This window comes from Micromonospora sp. DT63, assembly GCF_049841615.1.
Lineage (GTDB): Bacteria > Actinomycetota > Actinomycetes > Mycobacteriales > Micromonosporaceae > Micromonospora.
Window position 1 is genome coordinate 407,669 of record NZ_JBNCKQ010000001.1, and the last position, 21,492, is coordinate 429,160.

23 protein-coding genes are annotated in these 21,492 nt (G+C 71.1%); 9 read left to right on the forward strand and 14 right to left on the reverse strand.

All coding sequences use genetic code 11. The annotated features are described in order from the left end of the window. Positions 1-36 precede the first annotated feature (36 nt). The 3 genes from ACLQ27_RS01950 to ACLQ27_RS01960 all read left to right on the forward strand — a co-directional run bounded on the left by ACLQ27_RS01950 (position 37) and on the right by ACLQ27_RS01960 (position 3,824). On the forward strand, positions 37-1,452 hold the full coding sequence (locus ACLQ27_RS01950; protein WP_357575840.1) for a cytochrome ubiquinol oxidase subunit I: 1,416 nt from the start codon (positions 37-39) through the stop codon (positions 1,450-1,452). Positions 1,453-1,466: 14 nt separating this feature from the next. Continuing rightward, entirely contained in the window at positions 1,467-2,465 is a 999-nt protein-coding gene (cydB, locus tag ACLQ27_RS01955; RefSeq protein ID WP_357490502.1) for a cytochrome d ubiquinol oxidase subunit II, read from the forward strand. Between the two features lie 165 nt (positions 2,466-2,630). Next, positions 2,631-3,824: a GNAT family N-acetyltransferase gene (locus ACLQ27_RS01960; protein ID WP_357490503.1), complete on the forward strand. Its 1,194-nt coding sequence runs from the start codon at positions 2,631-2,633 to the stop codon at positions 3,822-3,824. Between the two features lie 27 nt (positions 3,825-3,851). On the opposite strand, the gene ACLQ27_RS01965 is transcribed toward ACLQ27_RS01960, so the two are convergent. Continuing rightward, complete coding sequence (locus ACLQ27_RS01965; RefSeq protein WP_357490504.1) at positions 3,852-4,286, reverse strand: hypothetical protein; 435 nt, start codon at positions 4,284-4,286, stop codon at positions 3,852-3,854. Positions 4,287-4,381: 95 nt separating this feature from the next. Between ACLQ27_RS01965 and ACLQ27_RS01970 the strand changes: the two genes are divergently transcribed. Further along, complete coding sequence (locus ACLQ27_RS01970; RefSeq protein ID WP_357490506.1) at positions 4,382-4,834, forward strand: MarR family winged helix-turn-helix transcriptional regulator; 453 nt, start codon at positions 4,382-4,384, stop codon at positions 4,832-4,834. Positions 4,835-5,000: 166 nt separating this feature from the next. Here the strand turns inward: ACLQ27_RS01970 and ACLQ27_RS01975 are convergent, their stop codons facing one another. The 7 genes from ACLQ27_RS01975 to ACLQ27_RS02005 all read right to left on the reverse strand — a co-directional run bounded on the left by ACLQ27_RS01975 (position 5,001) and on the right by ACLQ27_RS02005 (position 10,599). Further along, positions 5,001-5,777, reverse strand: a complete 777-nt coding sequence (locus tag ACLQ27_RS01975) for a sulfite exporter TauE/SafE family protein (protein ID WP_425865406.1) — start codon at positions 5,775-5,777, stop codon at positions 5,001-5,003. A 67-nt stretch (positions 5,778-5,844) separates the two neighbouring features. Next, the gene (locus ACLQ27_RS01980) at positions 5,845-6,435 is read right to left on the reverse strand and encodes a rhodanese-like domain-containing protein (protein WP_357490509.1); all 591 of its coding nucleotides are present in this window, start codon (positions 6,433-6,435) and stop codon (positions 5,845-5,847) included. Between the two features lie 24 nt (positions 6,436-6,459). Beyond that, positions 6,460-7,857: an MBL fold metallo-hydrolase gene (locus ACLQ27_RS01985; protein ID WP_425865930.1), complete on the reverse strand. Its 1,398-nt coding sequence runs from the start codon at positions 7,855-7,857 to the stop codon at positions 6,460-6,462. A gap of 241 nt (positions 7,858-8,098) precedes the next feature. Further along, a complete protein-coding gene (locus ACLQ27_RS01990) occupies positions 8,099-8,368 on the reverse strand; it encodes a metal-sensitive transcriptional regulator (protein ID WP_234586242.1) in 270 nt (89 codons plus the stop codon). Between the two features lie 129 nt (positions 8,369-8,497). After that, the gene (locus ACLQ27_RS01995; RefSeq protein ID WP_357490512.1) at positions 8,498-9,184 is read right to left on the reverse strand and encodes a hypothetical protein; all 687 of its coding nucleotides are present in this window, start codon (positions 9,182-9,184) and stop codon (positions 8,498-8,500) included. 74 nt (positions 9,185-9,258) lie between these two features. Further along, positions 9,259-9,720: a peroxiredoxin gene (locus ACLQ27_RS02000; RefSeq protein WP_357490514.1), complete on the reverse strand. Its 462-nt coding sequence runs from the start codon at positions 9,718-9,720 to the stop codon at positions 9,259-9,261. Between the two features lie 45 nt (positions 9,721-9,765). Further along, complete coding sequence (locus ACLQ27_RS02005) at positions 9,766-10,599, reverse strand: patatin-like phospholipase family protein (protein WP_357490515.1); 834 nt, start codon at positions 10,597-10,599, stop codon at positions 9,766-9,768. A gap of 78 nt (positions 10,600-10,677) precedes the next feature. Between ACLQ27_RS02005 and ACLQ27_RS02010 the strand changes: the two genes are divergently transcribed. Next, positions 10,678-11,406, forward strand: a complete 729-nt coding sequence (locus ACLQ27_RS02010; protein WP_357575845.1) for an SDR family oxidoreductase — start codon at positions 10,678-10,680, stop codon at positions 11,404-11,406. 34 nt (positions 11,407-11,440) lie between these two features. Here the strand turns inward: ACLQ27_RS02010 and ACLQ27_RS02015 are convergent, their stop codons facing one another. From ACLQ27_RS02015 to zwf, 3 genes are all read right to left on the reverse strand, one after another. Then, positions 11,441-11,566 carry an MFS transporter small subunit gene (locus tag ACLQ27_RS02015; protein WP_255473694.1) on the reverse strand — a complete coding sequence of 42 codons (126 nt, stop codon included), beginning with the start codon at positions 11,564-11,566 and terminating at the stop codon, positions 11,441-11,443. Further along, positions 11,563-12,975: an OFA family MFS transporter gene (locus ACLQ27_RS02020; RefSeq protein ID WP_357575846.1), complete on the reverse strand. Its 1,413-nt coding sequence runs from the start codon at positions 12,973-12,975 to the stop codon at positions 11,563-11,565. Before ACLQ27_RS02020 ends, ACLQ27_RS02015 begins: the two co-directional genes overlap by 4 nt. Positions 12,976-13,103: 128 nt before the next feature. Further along, complete coding sequence (gene zwf, locus ACLQ27_RS02025; protein ID WP_425865407.1) at positions 13,104-14,483, reverse strand: glucose-6-phosphate dehydrogenase; 1,380 nt, start codon at positions 14,481-14,483, stop codon at positions 13,104-13,106. Positions 14,484-14,720: 237 nt separating this feature from the next. Here zwf and ACLQ27_RS02030 point away from each other — a divergent pair, with 237 nt between their 5' ends. The 3 genes from ACLQ27_RS02030 (at position 14,721) to ACLQ27_RS02040 (ending at position 17,080) form a co-directional block, all read left to right on the forward strand. Then, entirely contained in the window at positions 14,721-15,530 is an 810-nt protein-coding gene (locus ACLQ27_RS02030; protein WP_357490522.1) for an alpha/beta fold hydrolase, read from the forward strand. Positions 15,531-15,552: 22 nt separating this feature from the next. After that, positions 15,553-16,143: a DinB family protein gene (locus ACLQ27_RS02035; protein ID WP_357490523.1), complete on the forward strand. Its 591-nt coding sequence runs from the start codon at positions 15,553-15,555 to the stop codon at positions 16,141-16,143. Between the two features lie 88 nt (positions 16,144-16,231). Then, the gene (locus tag ACLQ27_RS02040) at positions 16,232-17,080 is read left to right on the forward strand and encodes a carbon-nitrogen hydrolase family protein (RefSeq protein ID WP_425865408.1); all 849 of its coding nucleotides are present in this window, start codon (positions 16,232-16,234) and stop codon (positions 17,078-17,080) included. Between the two features lie 132 nt (positions 17,081-17,212). Here ACLQ27_RS02040 and ACLQ27_RS02045 read toward each other — a convergent pair whose 3' ends face one another. Next, positions 17,213-17,527, reverse strand: a complete 315-nt coding sequence (locus ACLQ27_RS02045) for an AAA family ATPase (RefSeq protein WP_425865409.1) — start codon at positions 17,525-17,527, stop codon at positions 17,213-17,215. 60 nt (positions 17,528-17,587) lie between these two features. Between ACLQ27_RS02045 and ACLQ27_RS02050 the strand changes: the two genes are divergently transcribed. Then, positions 17,588-18,589: a tyrosine-type recombinase/integrase gene (locus ACLQ27_RS02050; RefSeq protein ID WP_425865410.1), complete on the forward strand. Its 1,002-nt coding sequence runs from the start codon at positions 17,588-17,590 to the stop codon at positions 18,587-18,589. Between the two features lie 6 nt (positions 18,590-18,595). Here the strand turns inward: ACLQ27_RS02050 and ACLQ27_RS02055 are convergent, their stop codons facing one another. Beyond that, positions 18,596-19,228: a fasciclin domain-containing protein gene (locus ACLQ27_RS02055; RefSeq protein ID WP_425865411.1), complete on the reverse strand. Its 633-nt coding sequence runs from the start codon at positions 19,226-19,228 to the stop codon at positions 18,596-18,598. Positions 19,229-19,304: 76 nt separating this feature from the next. Next, on the reverse strand, positions 19,305-21,413 hold the full coding sequence (locus ACLQ27_RS02060) for a M14 family zinc carboxypeptidase (RefSeq protein WP_425865412.1): 2,109 nt from the start codon (positions 21,411-21,413) through the stop codon (positions 19,305-19,307). Positions 21,414-21,492 lie beyond the last annotated feature (79 nt).

The following is a 21,492-nucleotide window of genomic DNA, read 5'->3' on the forward strand; positions in this document are numbered from 1 at the left end:
ACTACGTCTCGTAGTACGCATAGCTGGGGGTAACAGGTGGACGCGTTGGACGTCGCCCGGTGGCAGTTCGGTGTCACGACCGTCTACCACTTTCTCTTCGTGCCGCTGACCATCGGCCTGTCCGTGCTGGTGGCCATCCTGCAGACGATGTGGCACCGCACCGGCAACGAGCGCTACCTCAAGCTCACCAAGTTCTACGGCAAGCTCTTCCTGATCAACTTCGCGATGGGCGTGGTCACGGGCATCGTGCAGGAGTTCCAGTTCGGCATGAACTGGAGCGACTACTCCCGCTTCGTCGGCGACATCTTCGGCGCCCCCCTCGCGATCGAGGCGCTTGTCGCCTTCTTCCTCGAATCCACCTTCATCGGCCTGTGGATCTTCGGCTGGGACCGGCTGCCCAAGCGCGCCCACCTGGCCAGCATCTGGGCCGCCGCGATCGGCACCAACCTGTCCGCGTACTTCATCCTCGCGGCGAACTCGTTCATGCAGAACCCGGTCGGCTTCCGGATCAACCCGGACAGCGGGCGTGCCGAGCTGACCGACTTCCCGGCCGTTTTGACCAACAAGGTCGCCCTGATCACCTTTCCGCACACCCTGGCCGGCTCATTCCTGGTCGCCGGGTCGCTGGTCGTGGCGGTCGGCCTGTACCACGTGATCCGCAACCGCGACTCCGCCGACACCGGCGCGTACCGCTTCGCCACCAAGTTCGGCTCCTGGGTCGTCCTGGTCGCCTCCGCCGCCGTGCTGTTCACCGGCGACATCCAGGGCAAGATCATGACGGACGTGCAGCCGATGAAGATGGCCGCCGCCGAGGGCCTCTACACCACCGAGAGCCCCGCCTCGTTCTCCGTACTCACCATCGGCAGCCTCGACGGCAGCCGCGAGGTGTTCGCCCTCAAGATCCCGTACCTGCTGTCGTACCTGGGCACCGGCGACCCGAACGGCACCGTGCACGGCATCAACGACCTGCAGGCCCAGTACGCCACCCAGTACGGCGCGGGCAGCTACACCCCGATCATCCCGGTCACCTACTGGAGCTTCCGCTTCATGATCGCCTTCGGGATGGCGGCCGCCGCGATCGCCCTGCTGGTGCTCTGGAGCCAGCGCAAGGGCCGCACCCCGAGCAGCAAGTGGCTGCTGCGCGCCGGACTGGCCATGCCGGTGCTGCCGCTGCTGGCCAACTCCTTCGGCTGGATCTTCACCGAGATGGGCCGCCAGCCGTGGATCGTGTTCGGCGAGATGCTCACCCGCAACGGCGTGTCCCGCAGCGTCTCGCTGGCCGAGGTGCTCACCTCGTTCACCGCCTTCACGCTGATCTACGCCACCCTCGCGGTGATCGAGGTCAAGTTGCTGCTGCGCTACGCCAGGGCCGGAGTGCCCGACGTCAACGAGGAGCACCCCATCGACGACACCCATGACGACGCCGAGCGCCCGCTCGCCTTCGCCTACTGATCCCGGAGCCCATCGTGGACCTGACCACCATCTGGTTTCTCCTCGTCGCCGTGCTGTTCACCGGCTACTTCATCCTGGAGGGCTTCGACTTCGGCGTCGGCATGCTGCTGCCCGTGCTCGGCCGTGACGACCGGGAGCGCCGCGTCCTGATCAACACCATCGGCCCGGTCTGGGACGGCAACGAGGTCTGGTTGATCACCGCCGGCGGCGCCATGTTCGCCGCCTTCCCCGAGTGGTACGCCACCCTCTTCTCCGGCTTCTACCTGCCGCTGCTGCTGATCCTGCTGGCCCTGATCGCCCGGGGCGTGGCCTTCGAGTACCGGCACAAGCGTCCCGAGGCGTCCTGGAAGCGCCGCTGGGACACCGCGATCGTGGTCGGGTCGCTCGTGCCGGCGATCCTGTGGGGCGTCGCCTTCGCCAACATCCTGCGCGGCGTGCCGCTGGACGCCGACCACGAGTACGTCGGCGGCCTGCTGGACCTGCTCAACCCGTACGCCCTGCTGGGTGGCGCGACCACCCTCGCGCTGTTCCTCACCCACGGCGCGGTGTTCCTCGCTCTCAAGACCACCGGCGACATCCGCGAGCGCGCGGGCGCCCTCGCGGTGCGCCTGGGCGCGGGCGCCGCGGTGCTCGCGGTCGGGTTCCTGGTCTGGACGTTGAGCATCCGCTCCAGCGCGGCCGCCGTCGTGCTCGCCGTCGGCGCGGCCCTCGCCCTGCTCGGCGCTCTGGCCGCCGCCCGGGTACGCCGGGAGGGCTGGGCCTTCACCGGCACCGCGGTGGCGATCGGCCTGGCCGTGGCGACCCTGTTTGCGGCGTTGTTCCCGAACGTCATGCCGTCCACGCTGGACGCGGCGGGCACGCTGACCACCACCAACGCCGCCTCCACCCCGTACACCCTGAAGATCATGACGTGGGTGGCGGTGATCTTCACCCCGATCGTGCTGGCCTACCAGGGGTGGACGTACTGGGTGTTCCGCAAGCGCATCGGGGTGGCCAACATCCCGCAGCACTGACCGGCCGAGGCGCACACCGCCGGCGTCGATCATGAAGTAGTGGTGCCCGACTTGGGCAGTGAAGGCAGCTTCGTCACCCACCACAACTCCGTGATCGACGCCGGCCGCGCGGCCGGTGCCGGAAAATCGGCGGTCCGCGCGGACCCGTGCCGCTAGGTTGTCCCGATGCCCGCCACTGTGCACGTGCGTGAACTCACCACCGACGACCTCGACGCCGCCTGGGAGTTGAGCCGGTTCGCGTTCGGCGGCAACCCGGAGCGTCCCGCCAGTACGAGCGTCGTGGTGCCCGGCATGACCCGCCACGGCGCGTTCGACGACGCCGGTCGCCTCGTCGGCAAGGCCGTCGACCTGCACCACGACCAGTGGTGGTCCGGTCGGGCCGTACCGGCGGCCGACGTCGCCGGGGTGGCTGTCGCCCCCGAGGCCCGGGGCCGGGGCGTGGCCCGTGCCCTGCTCACCGCCCTGCTGGCCGGCGCCCACGAACGCGGCGCGGCGGTCAGCGCCCTGTACCCGACCATCGCCGCCCCCTACCGCTCCTGCGGCTGGGAGGCCGCCGGGGTGCTGCGCACCGTCAACCTCGCCACCGCCGCGCTGCCCCGGCACCGGCCCGCCGCCCACCTGAGCGTGCGGGCCGGCACGCCCGCCGACCTGGCCGCCGTCGCCGACCTGTACGAGCGGGTCACCCGGCACCGCAACGGCATGCTGACGCGCCAGGGGAAGCTGTACGACCACTTCAACGCCACGGGGGAGCTGCCCGGCGACGGTGTGACCCTCGTCGAGGCCGATGGCGACCTGGTCGGCTACGCCACCTGGCAGCGGGGCCGCGGCTACGGCGCCGACTCGGTGCTCACCGTCGACGAGGCCCTGGCCGTCACCGCCGACGCGGCCCGGGAACTCGTCGGTGTGCTGGGCAGTTGGGCCAGCGTCGCGCCGACGCTGCGGCTGTGCCCGCTCGACGGCGACGCCGTCAGCGCCCACCTGCCGTTGGAGGCGGCCCGCGATCACGAGCGGGACCTGTGGATGCACCGGCCGGTGGACGTGGCCCGCGCGGTGAGCGCGCGGGGCTGGCCCGCCCATGTCCGGGGCGCCGTCGACTTTCACCTCACCGACCCGCTCGCCGACTGGAACACCGGCGCATGGCGGTTGGCTGTCGCCGACGGCGCCGCCGAGCTGACCCGGATCGACGGCGAGGCGGACCTGCGGCTGGACGTCCGCGGGTTCGCGCTGCTGTACGCCGGGGCGGCGCACGCCCGCTCGGTCGCGCAGGCCGGTCTGCTGCACCACCCCGGCGGTGTCGATCCGGCGGCCCTGGACCTGTTGGGCGCTGGCGGTCCGGCGCAGCTGCTCGACTACTTCTGACCGCCCGCGCGGCACCGCTTTTCGGCGTCAGGCGATGCCCGCCAGTTCGGCGTTGGCCCGCTCGGTGATGAGCGTGAGGACGCGGGCGGCGGCGTCGGCCTCGGCGGCCGGGAGGTCCCCGTACAGCCGGGCGGTGATGCCCCCGACGGCGTCGGCGACGTGGGCCTGCGCGGCGTGGCCGGCGTCGGTGAGCCGCACCTGCGGGTCGTCGGCGGTGTCGTCGAGCCGCGCCAGGTCGGCGTCGACGAGGCTGGCGATCATCTCGTGCACGGCGGACTCGTCGACCTTGCGGGTGGTGGCGATGCGCTGCACGAGACGCGTGCGGGCGACGGGGCCGGCGGCGAGGGCGTTGAGCGTGAGGACCTGGCCGAAGTCGACGCCCAGGGGCGCGACGGCGCGTTCGAGCAGGGCCCGGGTGGCGAAGTGGGCCTGGCCGATGACCTGACCGTTGAGAGTGGACACGATGCCTCCTTTGAAACGTTGGCTTCACCAACGTTGGTGAAGCCAACGTAACACGATTCGTGGGTCGTGCCAACGATTACTGGTAGGCTGCCGCCATGGACGCCACCGCCCCGCAGTCACCCGCCGGGCTGCGGACCACCCCGAGCTGGCTGCTCAACCAGGTCGCCACCCACGCCGGCCGGCTCATCAGCGCCGGCTTCGCCACGCACGACCTGCGCGGCTACCACTACCGGCTCCTCGCCGCGCTGGCCGAGAGCGGACCCGCGAGCCAAGCCGACCTGGGACGCCGCTGCGGCATCGACCGCAGCGACGTGGTGGCCGCCGTCAACGACCTGGCCGCCCGGGGCCTCGTGGTACGCGCCCCCGACCCGGACGACCGCCGCCGCAACGTCATCAGCCTCACCGAGGCCGGCGCCGACGAAGCCCACCGGATGGCCGACACCGTCGCCCGCGTCCAGGACGACCTGCTGGCACCCCTGACCAGCGCCGAGCGCGACCAGCTGACCCGCCTGCTCACCCGACTGCTCGAGCACCACGGCGGCCACTGACCCCGACACCGCCACGCCCGGCCCACCCCCACCGGCCCAGCCGTCGTTTCCAGACCGACGGCACCGTGGCACACGCGTAGGGCGGCCTTCGGCGCAGCGGCCCGGCGACGGACGACCCATGGCCGCTGCCAGGGGGTCGTGATCCGGGTAGCTGTGCTGCGGCCGGTCAGGCGGTGACGGGATTGATGACTGCCTGGATGGCGACGAAGGCGGCGATGGCGAAGACGAGCCAGGCGAAGGCGTGGTGCAGCCACCGGGTGGACAGCCGGGGCGCGATGCGCCCGGCGGCGAGGGAGCCGGTGATGGCGGCGAGGGTGAACGCCGCGGCGATGCGGTAGTCGATGGTCGCGTCGCCGGCGTGGGCTGCGAACCCGGCGGCGGAGTTGACCACGATGACGACCAGTGAGGTGGCGGTCGCGGCGGGCATGCTCAGGCCGAGCAGCAGCACCAGGGCGGGGATGATGAGAAAGCCGCCGCCGACCCCGAACAGGCCGGTGAGGAAGCCGACCCCGAGGCCGGCGGCGACGGACTTCGGAAGGCAGCCGCGCCAGTTGATGCCGCCGTCGGGCAGGGCGCAGTCGCCGCCGGCGTCGCCGGTGCCGGCCAGCATCCGCCATCCGGCGAGCACCATCAGGGCGGCGAAGCCGATCAGGACCAGGCGGGGTTCGAGCAGCCGGTTGATCGCGGCGCCGCCGAACGCGGCGGCGGCGCCGGCGCCGCCGACGATGCCGGCGATGCGCCACCGGACGAGGCCGGCCCGCAGCCGCGGGAGCAGGGCGGCGGCCGCGGAGACGCCGACCACCAGCAGGGAGGTGGGTACGGCCACGGCGAGGGGCAGGCCGGTGCCGTAGACGAGGGCGGGTACGGCGAGGATCGAGCCGCCGCCGCCGAGCAGGCCGAGCAGGATCCCGATGAGCGTGCCGAACCCGATGGCGGCGATCACCGCCGGCTCCGGATCGGCCGGCCCGCACCCGACGGTCGGAGGCGGGTGGGGTGACCTGGCACGACGGCTACCGCCGATCGCCGGTCAACGCGGTGACGACCTGGTCGAGGTCGGTGCGCGGGCCCCGGTTGTACGGCAGTTTGGCCAGCATCATGCCCATGGCGCAGGTGTTGGTCAGCGCGGCGACCGTCAGCCCGGCACCGATGAACGCGGCCACCCACTTCAGCGGGGCGAACAGTGTGCTGGCGAGCACGGCGAGCAGCACGATGCTGCCGGCGACGAGGCGGACCTGGCGTTCCAGGTCCCAGCGCGGGGTGCCGGTGGTGACTGGTGCGTGGGCGCCCTGCCAGGCGGTGATGCCGCCGGTGAGCACTCGCAGGTTCGGCAGACCCGCCCCGGCCAGCGCTTGTTCGGCCTGGCCGGCGCGCTGCCCGGAGCGGCACACCAGCACGACCTCCTCGTCGAGGTGGTCGCGCAGTTCGGCGCGGTGCTCGCGCAGCAGATCGAGGGGCACGTTGTAGGAGCCGGGGATGTGCGCGGTCTCGAACTCGGCCGGGGTGCGCACGTCGATCAGCCGTGGCGCGTGGCCGGTGGCGAGCAGGTGTCGCAGGGCGGAGACGTCGAGGGCGGCTGGGGTGCCGGTCGGCGGGGTGGGCATGGGGTGGCGTGCTCCTGTTCGGTGTCAGTTGCCGGAGACGATGGGCAGGCCGGCGCCGGCGGCGTCGGTGTAGGCGTCGTCGATGTGCACGACGTGGCGGCCTGCGCGTTGCAGCAGGCTGGTGGCGGCTGCGGCGCGGTAGCCGGAGCCGCAGTGCACCCAGACGGTGCCCGGGGGCACGTCGGCGAGCCGGGCGGGCAGGTCGGGCAGCGGGATGTGCACGGCGCCGTCGATGTGGTTGGTGCGCCACTCGTTGCTCATCCGCACGTCGAGCAGCACGCCGACCTCGGGCAGCCCGTGCGACGGGGTGCTGGCGCGGGCCGCGGCGAGGTCGGCGAAGGTGGCGGTGGTGAGGTGGGCGAGGCGGGTTTCGTCGCCGCCGGCCCACTGCTCGTAGCCGCCGGTGGCCGCGGCGGCGGGCCGGTCGATGCCGATGCGGGCCAGTTCGCGTTGGGCGTCGGCGACCTGCTGTTCGCTGTCGCCGAGCAGGGTGATCGGCGTGCCCCACGGTGCCATCCAGCCGAGCCAGGTGGACATCGGTCCGTCCAGGCCGAAGCTCAGGGTGCCGGTGAGGTGCCGGTGCGCGAACGCCTTGCGGGAGCGCAGGTCGACCACCCACTCGCCGGCCTCGATCCGGGCCGCGAGTTCGGCCGGGTCGGCGGCGGCGATCGGGGTGAGGTCGATCAGGTCGGCGCCGGCGGTGTTGCGGGCGCCCATGTGCGCGTAGTACGCCGGGTAGGCGTCGAGTCCGGCCAGGGTCTCGCGGACGAAGTCGTCGGTCTCCAGGCGCAGGGCCGGGTTGGCGGTGCGTTCCCGGCCGATCGTGGACTCCGGTGCGTCGGCCTGGGTAGCGGAGCAGAAACTGCCGAATCCGTGGGTGGGCCACACCTGCGCGCCGTCGGGCAGCAGGTCCGCCAGCCGGCGGGCGGAGGCGTGCTGGTGCTCGGCGAGGGTGTGGGCGTGCTGCTTGCCGAGCAGGTCGGTGCGCCCGGTGGTGCCGAACAGCAGCGATCCGCCGGTGAACACCCCGACCGGCTCGTCGATGTCGTCGAGCACGTAGGACAGGTGGTGGAAGGTGTGCCCGGGGGTGGCCACCACCCGCAGCCGCATGGCCGCCGAGACGCCGATCTCGTCGCCGTCTGCCACCGGCCGCCGGTTGAAGCCGACCTCGTCGTCGGCGGCGACCAGGTACTGCGCGCCGGTCAGCTTCGCCAGGGCCAGGCCGCCGGAGACGTAGTCGTTGTGCAGGTGGGTTTCGGCGACGTGCGTGATCCGCACACCGAGCCGGCCCGCGAGAGCCAGGATCCGGTCGATGTCGCGCTGCGGGTCGACCACGATCGCGACCTGTCCGTCGTGGGCCAGGTAGCTGCGGTCTCCCAGGGACGAGGTCTGTACGACCTCCACGCTCACCTCAGTCATCATCATCTCCTCGCTTGTAGGTGCGGATCAGTGACTGGTCTCGACCGGGTGGCCGGCCCGGCGATCGAGCGGCACGCCGGCGACGCCGCTTGACGTCAGTCGACCGACGGAAATCTCACTAGAAGTCACTGGGAAGTTCCGTTACGTAAATACCCCTGGGGGTATGCGAAAGGCATGATTCGGCCATGACGGGAAGCCAGCCCCCGCCCCCCGTGTCGTGCGACAGGGGAGGCGAGAGGGCGGATCAGGACAGAGACAGGAACAGCTTCTCGAGCTCTTCCTCGCTCATGGGCGGCTCCTCGCCACGCTCACGGGCGCTCTGGCACTCCCGCATCCCCGTGGCGATGATCTTGAAGCCGGCCCGGTCGACGGCACTGGACACCGCGGACAACTGGGTGAGTACCCGCTTGCAGTCCTCACCGTTCTCGATCATCGAGATCACCGCGCCAAGCTGTCCCTGCGCCCGCTTCAACCGGGTCAACGCGTCCTTGAGCAGGACCGGGCTCATCTCCATCAGGCCACCTCCACCGTCAGCATACCCCCGGGGGTACCCGGCATCACGTAACCACTATACCCCCTGGGGTATCCGCCAGGTCCATGGTGACCTACACCGCAACTGCCACCCTGGCCCCGGCGGACAGCCTCAGCTCGCCTCGCGCAGCTCCGCCAACCGGGCCTCGATCTCGGCCAGCTCCGCGCGCAGCTTCTCCGCCTGCTGCTCGGCCTCGGCCCGCTCGGCGCCCAGGATCTGCTCCACCGCCTCCTGCACACCCGGCACGTCCACCAGCGCCACCATCTTCAACGCCTCGGCCGGCTTCACCACGTACGGCTTCGCGAGAGCCTTGCTGCCCTGCTGCGCCGCGACCGTCCACTCGCCGTCGGCGTACGCCAGGGTCACCGTCAGGCCCGCGGGGCTCTTGGGCTTGGCGGCCTTGACCGCCCGCCGGGCCGGCGTGGGCTTCTCCGTCTGCTCCACCTTCGGCTCCTCCTGTCGCGGCGCGGGCACCCGCGGCGTGTCCAACACGAACTCCGGCGCGGCCACCGCCGCCGGCTCCGGCTCGGGCTCCGGTTTCGGCTCCGCCACCCGACGACCCGCGCCCTTGGGCGCCACCGCCAGATCGGCAGGGGAGAACGGCAACTCGTCACGACCGAACCGCACCACCACGAACTCGTCGGACACCTCGGGATCGGTCAGCTCGACCACCTGGCCGACCTGACCGGCGATCTGCCCCGCCGCCGCGGTGAACACCACCCGCGGCTTACGACCGGCTGCCAACGCCTCCCGGATGCTCTGCACCTCGTCAGTGGACAAACCCTGGCCGGCATCCATCACAACCCTCTTCCGTACACCTGTTTGATTGCTGTCTTGATACCAGTCGGCTGCGACAGCCGCCGCAAGGGGGTTCAGCCGCCCAACGCCCGCAGCGCCCGGTCCGCGTGGTCGTTCATGCTGACCTCACTGTGGATCACCTCGATGACCCGCCGGTCGGCGCCGATGACGAACGTCATCCGCTTCGTGCTCAGCGGCCCCAGCGGCACCCGCCGCTTCACCCCGAACGCCTGCGCCACCGTCCCGTCGACGTCCGACAGCAACGGATAGTCGAAACCGTGCAGCGTCGAGAACTCCGCCTGCTTCGCCACCGGATCCCGACTGATGCCCACCCGCGACGCGCCCAACGCCGTGAACTCCGCGCCCAGGTCCCGGAAGTGACAGCTCTCCGCCGTGCACCCCCGGGTCATCGCCGCCGGATAGAAGAACAGCACCACCGGCCCGGTCGCCAGGAACTCCGACAGCCGCCGCGGCGTGCCCGTCTCATCCGGTAGCTCGAAATCCTGCACCACATCGCCGACACCCACACCCGCCACCGCGCACCTCCGTTGTCCGATCGAACGCGCGGTGAGCGTAAGCGATCAGACCCAGAGCGCCAGCACCTCGTCGGCCACCGTCGCGGCCTGCGCCCACCCCGCCCGCGCCGCGCCGGCCCGCCGCGCCGGATCCAGCACGTTGCGCCCGATCGCCGCGCGCGCCGCCGCGTCCGGCGTCACCACCACCACCTGCGACCCGCCCGAGCGCAGCTCGGCCACCTGCGCCGCCAACCGTGGCATCGGCCCGAACGCCGCCGACGTCGGCGCGAGGACCAGCACCCGCCGCGCGCCCGCCGCCAAGTCCGCGTTCACCGACGAGCGCATCCCACCGTCGACGAAACGACGCGCCCCGATCGTCACCGGCGGCCACACCCCGGGCACCGCGCAGCTCGCACCCACCGCGTCCACCAACGACACCCCGTCGGCGCCGTCGAACACCACGAACTCACCCGACGCCGCGTCGACAGCCGTCACCAGCAGCCGCCGCGCCGGCCACTCCCGCGCCGGCAGGCGGGCCTCGATCACCGCCCGCCGCGACGCCTCCGACGGGGTACGCGCCGCCACCGCCATCGCCCCGATCCGCGCCCTCGACCGCGCCGCGTCCCGCGTACGACCACCGGCCCACACCAGCCGCGCCACCGCCCAGAACCCCAACCGCGCCGCCACCTCGCCCGTGGGCGGGGCCAACTGCTCCTCGTACAACCGGCGCAGCGGCACCCCGGAACGCACCTGCGCGCCGACCACCGAACCCGCCGACGTGCCCACCACCAGATCCGCCTCGGTGACCGCCACGCCCCGCTCGGCCAACCCGGCCAGCAGGCCCAACTCCCACGCCACCCCGGTCACCCCGCCACCACCGAGCACCAACGCCCGCCGCATGTGACCCTCCTTACGACGACTGACCCGCGCCGGTCACGGTAGCGTCGGCTCACCCCACCCGACAGTCCCGGAGGCATCGTGGCACCCGTCACCGTCATCACCGGCGGCGGTCGCGGCATCGGCGCGGCCACCGCCCGCCGCCTCGCCACCGCCGGCCACCACCTCGCCCTGTGCTACCGCCGCGACGACACCGCAGCCGCGACCGTCCTGGCCGACCTGCACGCCGCCGGCGCGCAGGCCATCGCCGTACGCGCCGACACCACCGACCCCGACCAGGTCGCCGCCCTGTTCGACGCCGCCGCGCAGCTCGGCCCGCTCACCGGCCTGGTCAACAACGCCGGCGTCACCAGCCTCATCGGCCCGTTCACCGAGTTGCGCGTCGACGACCTGCGCCACGTCGTCGACGTCAACCTCATCGGGTACGTCCTCTGCGCCCAGCAGGCCGCCCGCCGCCTCACCGACGGCGGCGCCATCGTCAACGTGTCCTCCGCCGCCGCGACCCTCGGCAGCCCGGGGGAGTACGTGCACTACGCCGCCGTGAAGGCCGCCACCGACACCCTCACCGTGGGCCTGGCCAAGGAACTCGCCCCGCGCGGCATCCGCGTCAACGGCGTCGCCCCCGGCCTCGTGCGCACCGACATCCACGCCACCTCCGGCGTACCCGACCGCGCCGACAGCGCCGCCGGTCGCATCCCGTTGGGCCGCGCCGGCGAACCCGACGAGATCGCCGCAGCCATCGCCTGGCTGCTCGGCCCGGACGCCTCCTACGCCACCGGCACGGTCCTGCGCGTCTCCGGCGGCCTGTGAGCCGGGACGCGGCGCGCGCCCCGGCTCACCGCGCTCAGTGCGTGAACAGCTTCGCCGCCGTGATCACCGTCTGCACGACCCCGTAGCCGAGCAGCACCGCCACCACCAGCCAGGAAATCCACAACCGGGCCTGCTGCCCGTGCCGACCGTCGTCACTCATCGCGTACCACTCCTCTCGACCGTCGCGTCCCCGTCCACGTCCTGCTCCGCCGCCGGTTCGTGATAGCGCTGCGGCACCGGCCGCACCAGCAGGTTCGCCACGAAGCCCACCGCCAGGACACCCACCATCGTGAACAGTGCCGGCCGGTACGCCGCCGCCGTCAACGTGCCCGGCTTGCCCTGCGCGTCGAGGAACCCGTTCACGATCAGCGGCCCCGCGATCCCCGCCGCCGACCAGGCGGTCAGCAGCCGCCCGTGGATCGCACCCACCTGGTACGTCCCGAACAGATCCCGCAGGTACGCCGGCGCGGTGGCGAACCCGCCGCCGTAGAACGACAGGATCACGCAGGCGAACAGCACGAACAGCGCCGTCGCCGTCTGCCCGAACACGGCCAGCAGCGTGTACAGCACCATGCCCACGCCCAGGTACACCAGGTAGATCGGCTTGCGGCCGATGACGTCCGACGTCGACGACCACACGAAGCGGCCCGCCATGTTGAACAGCGACAGCAGACCCACGAACCCGCCGGCCGCCGCCACCGACACCGCCGACGTGCCGTTGTCCCGGAAGAAGTCCTGGATCATCGGGCTGGCCTGCTCCAGGATGCCGATGCCGGCCGTGACGTTGCAGAACAGCACGACCCACAGCAGCCAGAACGAGCGGGTCTTCACCGCGTTCGCCGCCGACACGTTCGCCGTGGTCACCAGCGGCTTCGCCGCCACCGCCGCCGGGTCGAACCCGGCCGGGCGCCACCCGTCGGCCGGCACCCGAACGTTCGCCACCCCGAACATCATGATCACGAAGTAGCCCAGGCCGAGCGTCACGAACAACCACACCAACGCGCTGCCCGAGGCCGTCGAGCCCGCGTTGGACGGGTCGTAACCGCTGTCGTAGAACGACAGGAGCTGACGCGACAGGGGAGAGGCCACCATCGCGCCACCACCGAACCCCATGATCGCCAGACCGGTGGCCAGGCCCGGCCGGTCCGGGAACCACTTGATCAGCGTCGAGACGGGGGAGATGTACCCGATGCCCAGACCGATGCCGCCGAGCAGGCCGTAACCCACATACAGCAGCCACAGCTGCTTCGTGGCGATGCCCAGCGACCCGACCAGAAAGCCCGTCGCCCAGAAACAGGCCGAGACGAACATGGCCTTACGCGGCCCGTTCGCCTCCACCCACGTCCCCGCCACCGCAGCGGACAACCCCAGCATCACGATCGCGATGCTGAAGATCACCCCGATCGCGGTCTGACCGGTGTCGAAGTGGGCGATCAACGAGTTCTTGTAGACGCTTGTGGCGTAGACCTGGCCGATGCAGAGATGGATGGCCAACGCCGCCGGGGGAATGAGCCACCGGCTGTAGCCGGGCGGCGCGACGGTGTGCCGACGATCGAGTGCGGAAAGCATGCGCTGCTTCCTCTCCGACGAGGACGTGAGACACCCCCACATGCCCACATCGCACGCACGCGGCAAACCTCACCGTCGCCGGACGGTCCCATCCGTGAGCTGAGCGGTCACTCAGCCCACCCCGCCCGCTACCCCAGGTCGGGCACGTGCCAACCGCCGACCAACGCGTCGGCCTCCGCCGGACCCCAACCACCCCTGTCGTACGGCCGCACCGGCGTCGCCAGATCCAGGATCGGCTCGACGATGCGCCACTCCTGCCGAATCGTCTCCGCCCGCGCGAACCGCAGATGCTGCCCGTCCATCGCATCGTCGAGCAACCGCTCGTACGCCTCCTGACGGCGACCCAGCACCGCCCCGAAGTCCACCGACAGGTCAACCGGACGGCTCGCCACCTCCGCACCCGGGCTCTTCGCCTGAATCGACATCGTGATGCCGTCCCCACGACCCAGCCGGAACCGCAGCAGATTCGCCGGCGCTGCCACCCCACCCGCGGCCGGAATCAACGGACGCTGCGGCTGCTTGAACTCCACCACCACCTCCGTCGCCGTCCCCGCCAGCGACTTACCCGTCCGCAGATAGAACGGCACCCCAGCCCAACGGGGAGAATCGACAGTCAACCGGGTCGCCACGAACGTCTCCGTGTTCGAATCCGGCGCGACACCCGCCTCGTCGCGGTAACCCACGTACTGCCCCCGCACCGTGAACTCCGGCGACAACGGCTCGATCTGGCGCAGAACCGCCGCCTCCGCCTCCCGAAACGCGTCCGTGTCGTCACCCGCCGGCGCGTCCATCGCGATCAACGCGACCACCTGAAGAATATGGTTCTGCAACACGTCACGAATCGCGCCCACCGTGTCGTAGAACCCGGCACGACCCTGCGTGCCAAACCCCTCGGCCAGCGTGACCTGCACGTTGTCGATGTGCTCGCTGTTCCACAACGGCTCGAACAGCCGATTGGCGAACCGGAACGCGTACAGGCTCTCCACGGCCTCCTTGCCCAGGTAGTGGTCGATCCGGAACACCCGCGTCGGATCGAAGGCCCCCTGCAACGTCCGATCCAACTCCGCGGACGACGCCAGGTCACGCCCGAACGGCTTCTCCACGATCACCCGACCACGATCGGCCAACCCGACCGCCGCCAGCCCCTGCACCACCGAACCGAACACCATCGGCGGAATCGCCAGATAGAACACCGGACGCTCGGCGTCGCGCAGACGCTCCGCCAACCGCTCGTACGTCACCGGGTCCGCGTAGTCCCCGGAAATCATCGACAGGTTGCCCGCCAGGGCGTCAAACGCCTCGTCGTCCACCTCGTCACTCGCCTCGGCCACCGACTTGCGAGCCGTCGCGACCAACTGCTGATCATCCCAGGGGGAGCGGGCCACCCCGATCACCGGCACATCGAGCCGACCACGCCGGGTCAACTCGTACAGCGCCGGAAAGAGCTTCTTCGAGACGAGATCACCTGTCACGCCGAACAGCACTACCGCGTCTGAGCGCACGTGCATGGCACTTCCATCCGATCATGTGGAAACCTGATCTTCCGAACGGACAACCGCGCGCCCCACTGGAGGAATTCCCCGGCAACGACGCACGTGAGGTCGGCGACAGCGACGGCGCACACCCTGATCGACAAATCTCGATCATCCTATGGCCCGCCAAGCCTGACGCTCCGCCCTCTCCCGCAGATCTGCCACGACCGAAGACGCGCAGCAAAGGTCCGCGCAACAGGGGAGGATCCCAGAATGAACCTGGCAGTCGACCGATCCGCCGCAGCCGGCCCCGAGGTGGTGTGCCTGCCGATGTTCGGCATGACCCGCACCGCGACCGCCGCCGCCTTCAGCCCCGCCCTCGCCGGCGTCGACCTGCGCGAGACGTACCTGGACCTGCCCGGCCACGGCGACACCCCCGCCACCTGCCCACCCACCTCCCAGGCCGTACTCGACACCGTCTGCGCATGGCTCGACCACCACACCGACGCACCGGTCCTCCTGGCCGGCGCCTCCTACGGCGCCTACCTCGCCGCCGGCATCGCCCGCCAACGCCCCGACCTGGTCCGCGGCCTGCTCCTGGTGTGCCCCGGCGTCACCATCGCACCGGCCAGCCGCACCCTGCCCGACCACCGCCCACCCCCAGGGCCCGCCGGCTGGCTCGACGACGCCCCCACCGACCTGCGCACCCACCTCGACACCGCGCTCGGCCACCGCACCCCGACCGTCGTCGCCACAGTGCTCGCCGCCCTGCACTCCGGCGGCCCCGGCGACGACACCTTCCTGCAGACACTGCGCACCGGCCCGGGGTACGCGCTTCCCGACGAGACCGCCGACACCCCGTACGACGGCCCCGTCAGCGTCCTCACCGGCCGACAGGACGGCATCGTCGGCTACACCGACCAGTTCCACGCCATGCGCCGCTACCCCCGCGGCACCTACACCACCATCGACGCCGCCGGGCACTACCTGCCCTACGAACAACCGGCACTGCTGCGCGCGCTCACCCAGGACTGGCTACACCGGACGCTGACCGCGCCCCTGCCAGGGCACACGACCACGTAACGCCTGCGCGACAATGGCCGGCATGGCTGACCTGAGCGACATCAAGGCCGCGCTGCACCACTCCCTGCGGCGGACGCGCACCGACCTCGTCTGGAAACTCGACGGTCTGAGCGAGCGCGAGGCCAGGACACCCCGCACCGTGACCGGCAACAACCTGCTCGGCGTCGTCAAACACTGCCTCAACGTCGAAGCCGGCTACTTCGGGCTCGCCTTCGACCGGCAGTTCCCGACGCCCGAGGAACTGGTTCCCCTGGAGGCGTTCGACGACGACCCGCAGGCCGACTGGTACGCACGCGAGGACGAGACCAAGGACGGCCTGATCGACCTGTACCGCCGCGTCGCGCTGTTCGCCGACGAGACGATCGACCAGCTGCCGATCGACGCGCCCGGGCTGGTGCCCTGGTGGCAGCCGGGCCACCAGGACGTGACCCTGTACCGGATCATCCTGCACGTGAGCGGTGACCTCGCCCGGCACGCCGGTCAGATGGACATCATGCGCGAGCAGCACGACGGCGCGATCGGCTGGCACCGCGACGGCACCGCCGCCCCCGACGGGCACGACTGGCCGGCGTACGTCAGCAAACTGCGAAAGCTGGCCGACCACTTCGAGTGACCGCCCGCGCACGGCACCCCCGGAAAGGCGATCATGGCCGATCCGAGCCGGGGGAGAGGCGACGCCTTCCGTCCGTTACGGTGCCGCGATGGGCGCCACTGGACGGATTCGGATCGCCGTCGCTCAAACAGCGGTCACCATCGATCCGGGTGCCAACGGCACGGCGATACGCACCGCGATGCGGCAGGCCGCTGACCAGGGGGCCCGCCTGGTTCACCTCAGCGAGGGCGCCCTGTCCGGCTACGCCGGCGCTGCCAAGCCGTACTACTCAGGATGGCGCATCGATTGGGCGCCGGTCACCGAACAGTTGCACCGCACGATGACCCTCGCCGCACAACTCGGCGTCTGGGTGGTCGTCGGCGGCAACCACCGGCTGACCGGCGCTCATCGACCACACAACTCGCTGTGGGTGATCAACGACCGCGGCGAGCTGATCGATCGATACGACAAGCGGCTGCTGTCACACGCAGAGCTCACCGGCTTCTACACACCCGGTGACCACGTCTGCACCTTCGACGTGGACGGTTTCCGGTTCGGGTGCCTGATCTGCATCGAGGTGAACTTTCCCGAGCTGTGGATGGAACAACGAGCACTCGGCGTGGACTGCGTGCTCTTCTCCACGTTCTCCGACGATCCGGTTTTCGAGGTCATCGCCCGCGCACATGCTGCCCTCAACGGGTTGTGGGTCAGCATCGCGGTGCCCGCCCAGTGCGCAGCGACCACGCCGTCGGCAGTGATCGGCCCGCACGGGTATCTGCTGCGGCGCACCCATACGAACGGGCCCGACGTGATCTGCGTCGACCTGGACCGCGCGGACCCGGCGCTCGACGTCGCGCTGAACAAGGCGCGACCGTGGCGGGACACGGCCCGAGCGGGTGACATCTACGTCGACCGCCGGGTCAGCGATCCGCGCAGCACCGATCGCACCGGCACCTGACGGCATCGTGCGAAGAGCCAGGTAGATCGACGGCACACCAGCCCACCCGGCCCGCTCCCGGGTGCCACGCGACACCTTCGATAATGCACATTATGTAAAGTAAGCCGATTCGGGAGGTCCCCTCGACAGCGGTCAGAGGCGGGCCAGGGTCCTCTCGATCAGCGCGACCCGTTGTGACACCGGTCCGGCCGGCACGTGGACCAGGTGGTGCCCGTACGCCTCGTACACCTGCTCGTGCACGCGGGCGAAGGCCAGCGAATCGGCGTAGCTGATCCGGCGTGCGGCCGCGTGGTGGATGAAGTCCAGCGGGCCGATCAGGAACACCGACCGCTGGTCGGTGGCGGCCTCTCGGACCGTGACGTGTCCCCTGTGGTGCAACGCCTCCAGCAGGGTCGTCTTGCCGGCACCGGGTGCTCCGGTCAGGACATACCGTCGTGGTTCGGGCATGTTCTCTCTCCTCTCCCCCCCCGCTTCCCGGGAACGCGAAAATGCTGCATAATATCCCTTATGCATGACAAAAAGGACGAATCGCTCGGGGTGCTGATCCAGGAGTTCCTGACCGCCCGCGCGACCCGCAAGCCCTCCCCCCACACCCTGGCGGCCTACCGGCGAGACCTGTACGCGGTGGCCGCCCTGGTCGCCGAGGGTGACACCACTCCCCTCCCCCTGGACGCGTTGTCGATCACCGACCTCTCCCCTCGCGTCATGCGGGCGGCGTTCGCCCGGTTCGCCGCGCCGCGGGCGCCCGCTTCGGTGCACCGGGCCTGGTCCACCTGGAACAGCTTCTTCACGTTCCTGGTCGCCGACGGGTTGGTGGCGGGTAATCCGATGCCGGCGGTGGGTCGTCCCCGGGCGCTACTCCCCCAGCCGAAACCGCTGCGGGGCGCGGACACCCCCGAGGTGCTGCTCGCGTCGGTCGCCCGTGACGACGGACGCCAGCGTGACCCGTGGCCGGAGCGGGACGTGGCGGTGCTGGCGGTGGCGCTGTGCGCGGGGCTGCGCCTGTCGGAGCTGCTGGCGCTGCGGGTCGGTTCGTTGGCGGGTCGGCCGGGTGAACGGCGGATCGAGGTGGTCGGCAAGGGCGGGCGGCCACGCGTGGTGCCGATCGAGGCGGACCTGGATCGGGTGCTGCGTGACTACCTGGACAGTCGCGCGCGCCGTTTCGGTTCGCGGTCGGTGCGGCCGGATTCGGCGTTGCTGGTGGACCGCAGCGGTGAGCCGCTGCGCCGCGGTGGTCTCCAGTATCTGGTGGAGTCCTGTTATCGGCGGGCGGGCATCGGTGACCGGGTGCCGCGGGGGGCGCGGCTGCACGCGTTGCGGCACACGTTCGCCACCCGGTTGGCGGAGGACGGGGCGAGCGCGGCGGAGATCATGCGGTTGCTGGGGCACGCGTCGTTGGCGTCGTCGCAGACGTACATCGAGGTGACGGCCGGGCAGCAGCGTGACGCGGTGCGGGCCAACCGCACCAATCGCGCGTTGGCTGCTCTGGTCGGAGTGGACCGGGACTGATCGGGGTCAGTGTGCGCGGTGGTCGGTGCCGTCGGCGGTGACGGGCAGGGGGCCGAGGACCGCGTTGATGATGTGGATGCGGGCGTTGGTGGCCTGGTAGTCGGCGCAGACGGTGTCGGCGCGGTCGGCGAGGCGGGTGGTGGTTCCGGTACGGGTGACGGTGATGGTGGCGCCGTCGAGGGTGGTGGTCGAGCCGGCGGTGGCGAGGTCGTCGATCGGGTGGGCGCCGGTGCTGAGGTGGGCCTTGAGCAGGGTGCGGAGCTGGTCGGTGTGGTGGGTCATGAGGTCGTCCCAGTTGTCCTCGGAGAACGTGGCGGCGAAGGCGTCGTCGGTGGGTGCGAGGACGGTGACGGCGGTGCCGGCGGGGAGGTCGGTGAGGACGCCGCTGGCGCGCAGGGCCGCTTCGAACGTGGTGAGGGTGGGGATCCAGCGCAACGCCTCGTCGACGGGTTGGCCGGCGAGGAAGGTCGGGTTTCCGGGGTCGGTGCCGGTGGGCAGGGCGGCGCAGAGGGGTCCGGTGACCTGGGGTGCGGTGGTGTGTGGCGCGGTGCCGGTGCAGGCGGCCAGCAGCAGTGTCGCCGCGAGGAGGGCGAGCCGTCGCGGTCGGGGGTGTCGTGCTGCGGTGGCGGGGTGCGACACGACGGCCTCCAGGGGTTCGGGGTGCACCGGCGGCGCGGGGTGGGGGGCCCGCGCCGCCGGTGCGGTCAGGTGGGGCTCAGAGTGCCGCGCACTGGGTGGTGCGGGGGCCGTGCAGTGTGTTGGCGACGCCGAGGTTGGTCGGCGTGGGGTTGTTGCCGGTGCAGGTGAGAGGGCCGCGGATCGTGGAGCCGGCCAGCAGTGGGATGTCGGTGCCGGTGGTGTTGCCGGTCAGGTTGACCGGGCCGGCGACGGTGACGTCGATGATGGAGACCGCGTCGGTGGTGTTGGTGATCTGGACGGGGCCGTTGACGGTGCTGTCGGCGAGCAGGACGCCGGCGGCGCCGTTGGCGGTGATCGGGCCGCTGATGGTGGTGCCGGTCGTGACGAGTGCCGCGCCGGCGCGGACGGTGACCGGTCCGTTGACGGTGGCGTTGGCGGCGCAGGTGAAGCCGGTGACGACAAGTGGTCCGTTGCGGCGGCCGGTGAGGGTCGGGTAGACGCGTTCGCCGTCGGTGAGCTTCTCCACGCCCAGCGGGTCGAGCAGCAGTGGGATGAGGCCGCGTTCGGGCTGGTTGAGGGGGACGTAGTAGCCGTCGGTGGTCGTGATGACCTTCCAGCCGTGGGCGGCGATGCGCTGGGCGACGGTGGTGCCGACGCCGCCGGGTCCGTCGGTGCGGGCGCCGTTGTACTGGGCGTCGGTGAGTTTGTAGGCGCAGGGGGCGTTGTCGAGGATCAGGTTGGCCGGGGGCGCGTCCACCGGCGGCGGGCGGTCGCCCGGGTGGGGTGCGGGGTGGGCGGGGATGGGGCGGGAGCCGCGGAAGACGAGGCGGCCGGTGTTGGCGGCCTGGATCGTGATGGCCTCGGCGCGGGAGGTGAGGATGCTGGCGCGGTCGGCGCGGTGGTAGTCGAGGAACTGGTGGAACGTCCAGAGGGCGGAGTAGGTCTTGCGGCGCCGGTTGTTGGCGGTGTTGCCCTCGTCGGGTCGGGTCTGTCCGCCGGAGCTGCGCAGTTCCAGCAGGGAGTTGGTGACGTTCTTGAGGCCGAGGGTGTTGCGCAGGATGGTTTCTTCGCTGAGGCCGACGTTGCCGCCGCCTTCGCAGCCGTAGGGGCAGGGCCACCAGCCGGCTTCGGCGCCCTTGGCGTACATGTGGCCTTCGATCATGTCCTGGGACTGGTCGAAGATGGGTTGGGGGACGTTCTGGTGCCGGGGCGGCAGCATGGGCAGGTCGCCGGCGCGGGAGTTGCCGAACTCGTGGCCGTCGTAGCCGGCGACGGGTCGGTAGTCGCGGACCATCCTGATGTACGCGGCGGTTTCGGGTTGGCGGATCAGGGAGTAGTCGCGGTTGAGGTCCTGGCCGGTGGAGTTGCCGCGGGTGTTGTTGGCGCGGCCGTCTCCGTTGATGGTGGGGACGATCAGGACCGTGGTGTGGCTGAGCAGGTCGGTGATGCGGGGGTCGGTGCTGAAGGCGAGTTGCCGGGCCATGATGAGGCAGGCTTCGCGGTCGCCGGGTTCGTTGCCGTGCACGTTGCAGTTGATGGCCACGGGTGCGGTGGCGGCGACGGCTTCGGGGGTGGTGGCCGGGGTGGGGTGTCCGATGACCAGCATGTTGATGGGTCGGTTCTGGACGGTGCGGCCGAGTTCGACGACGCGTACGCGGTCGCTGAGGGCGTCGATGGCGGCGGTGTAGGCGTACTCGTCGGTGTCGCTGGTGTACTGCGCGGCGTGGGTGGTCTCCCACTGGGTGCGCAGTTGTTGGCCGGGGGTGTCGGGGTTGCCCCAGGGTGCGGTGGTGGTGGCGGTGACGGGGTCGGAGTAGGGCTGTTCGGTGGTGCCGGTGCGGGCGCGTACGCGCCACTGGAAGCTGTCGCCGGGGTTGAATCCGGCGTCGGCGAAGGTGGGTGCCTGCTGGTTGATCTGGCGGTTGGGGCGCCAGACGCCGACGATTGTCGGTGCGCCGGTGGGGGTGCCGTTGGTGTCGACCGCGGTGCGTTCGATCTGGTAGTCGGTGGCGCCGTCGACGGGTGTCCAGGCGAGGGTGGCGTACCCGTCGGCCTGGCGGACGGTGAGGTCGGCGACCTGGTTGGGTTGCGCGGCGCTCTGGGCGTTGGCGGGGGTGGGTGCGGTGGTGAGGGTGAGAGCGATGAGGGTGGCTGCGGCGACGAGGGTGGTTCGCGGGCGTCTCATGTGGCCTCCGACGTGATCGTGGCGCGACCCGCCCAGCATGATCGTCGGGGTTCGTCGATGCAATGATCTTGAGGGAATC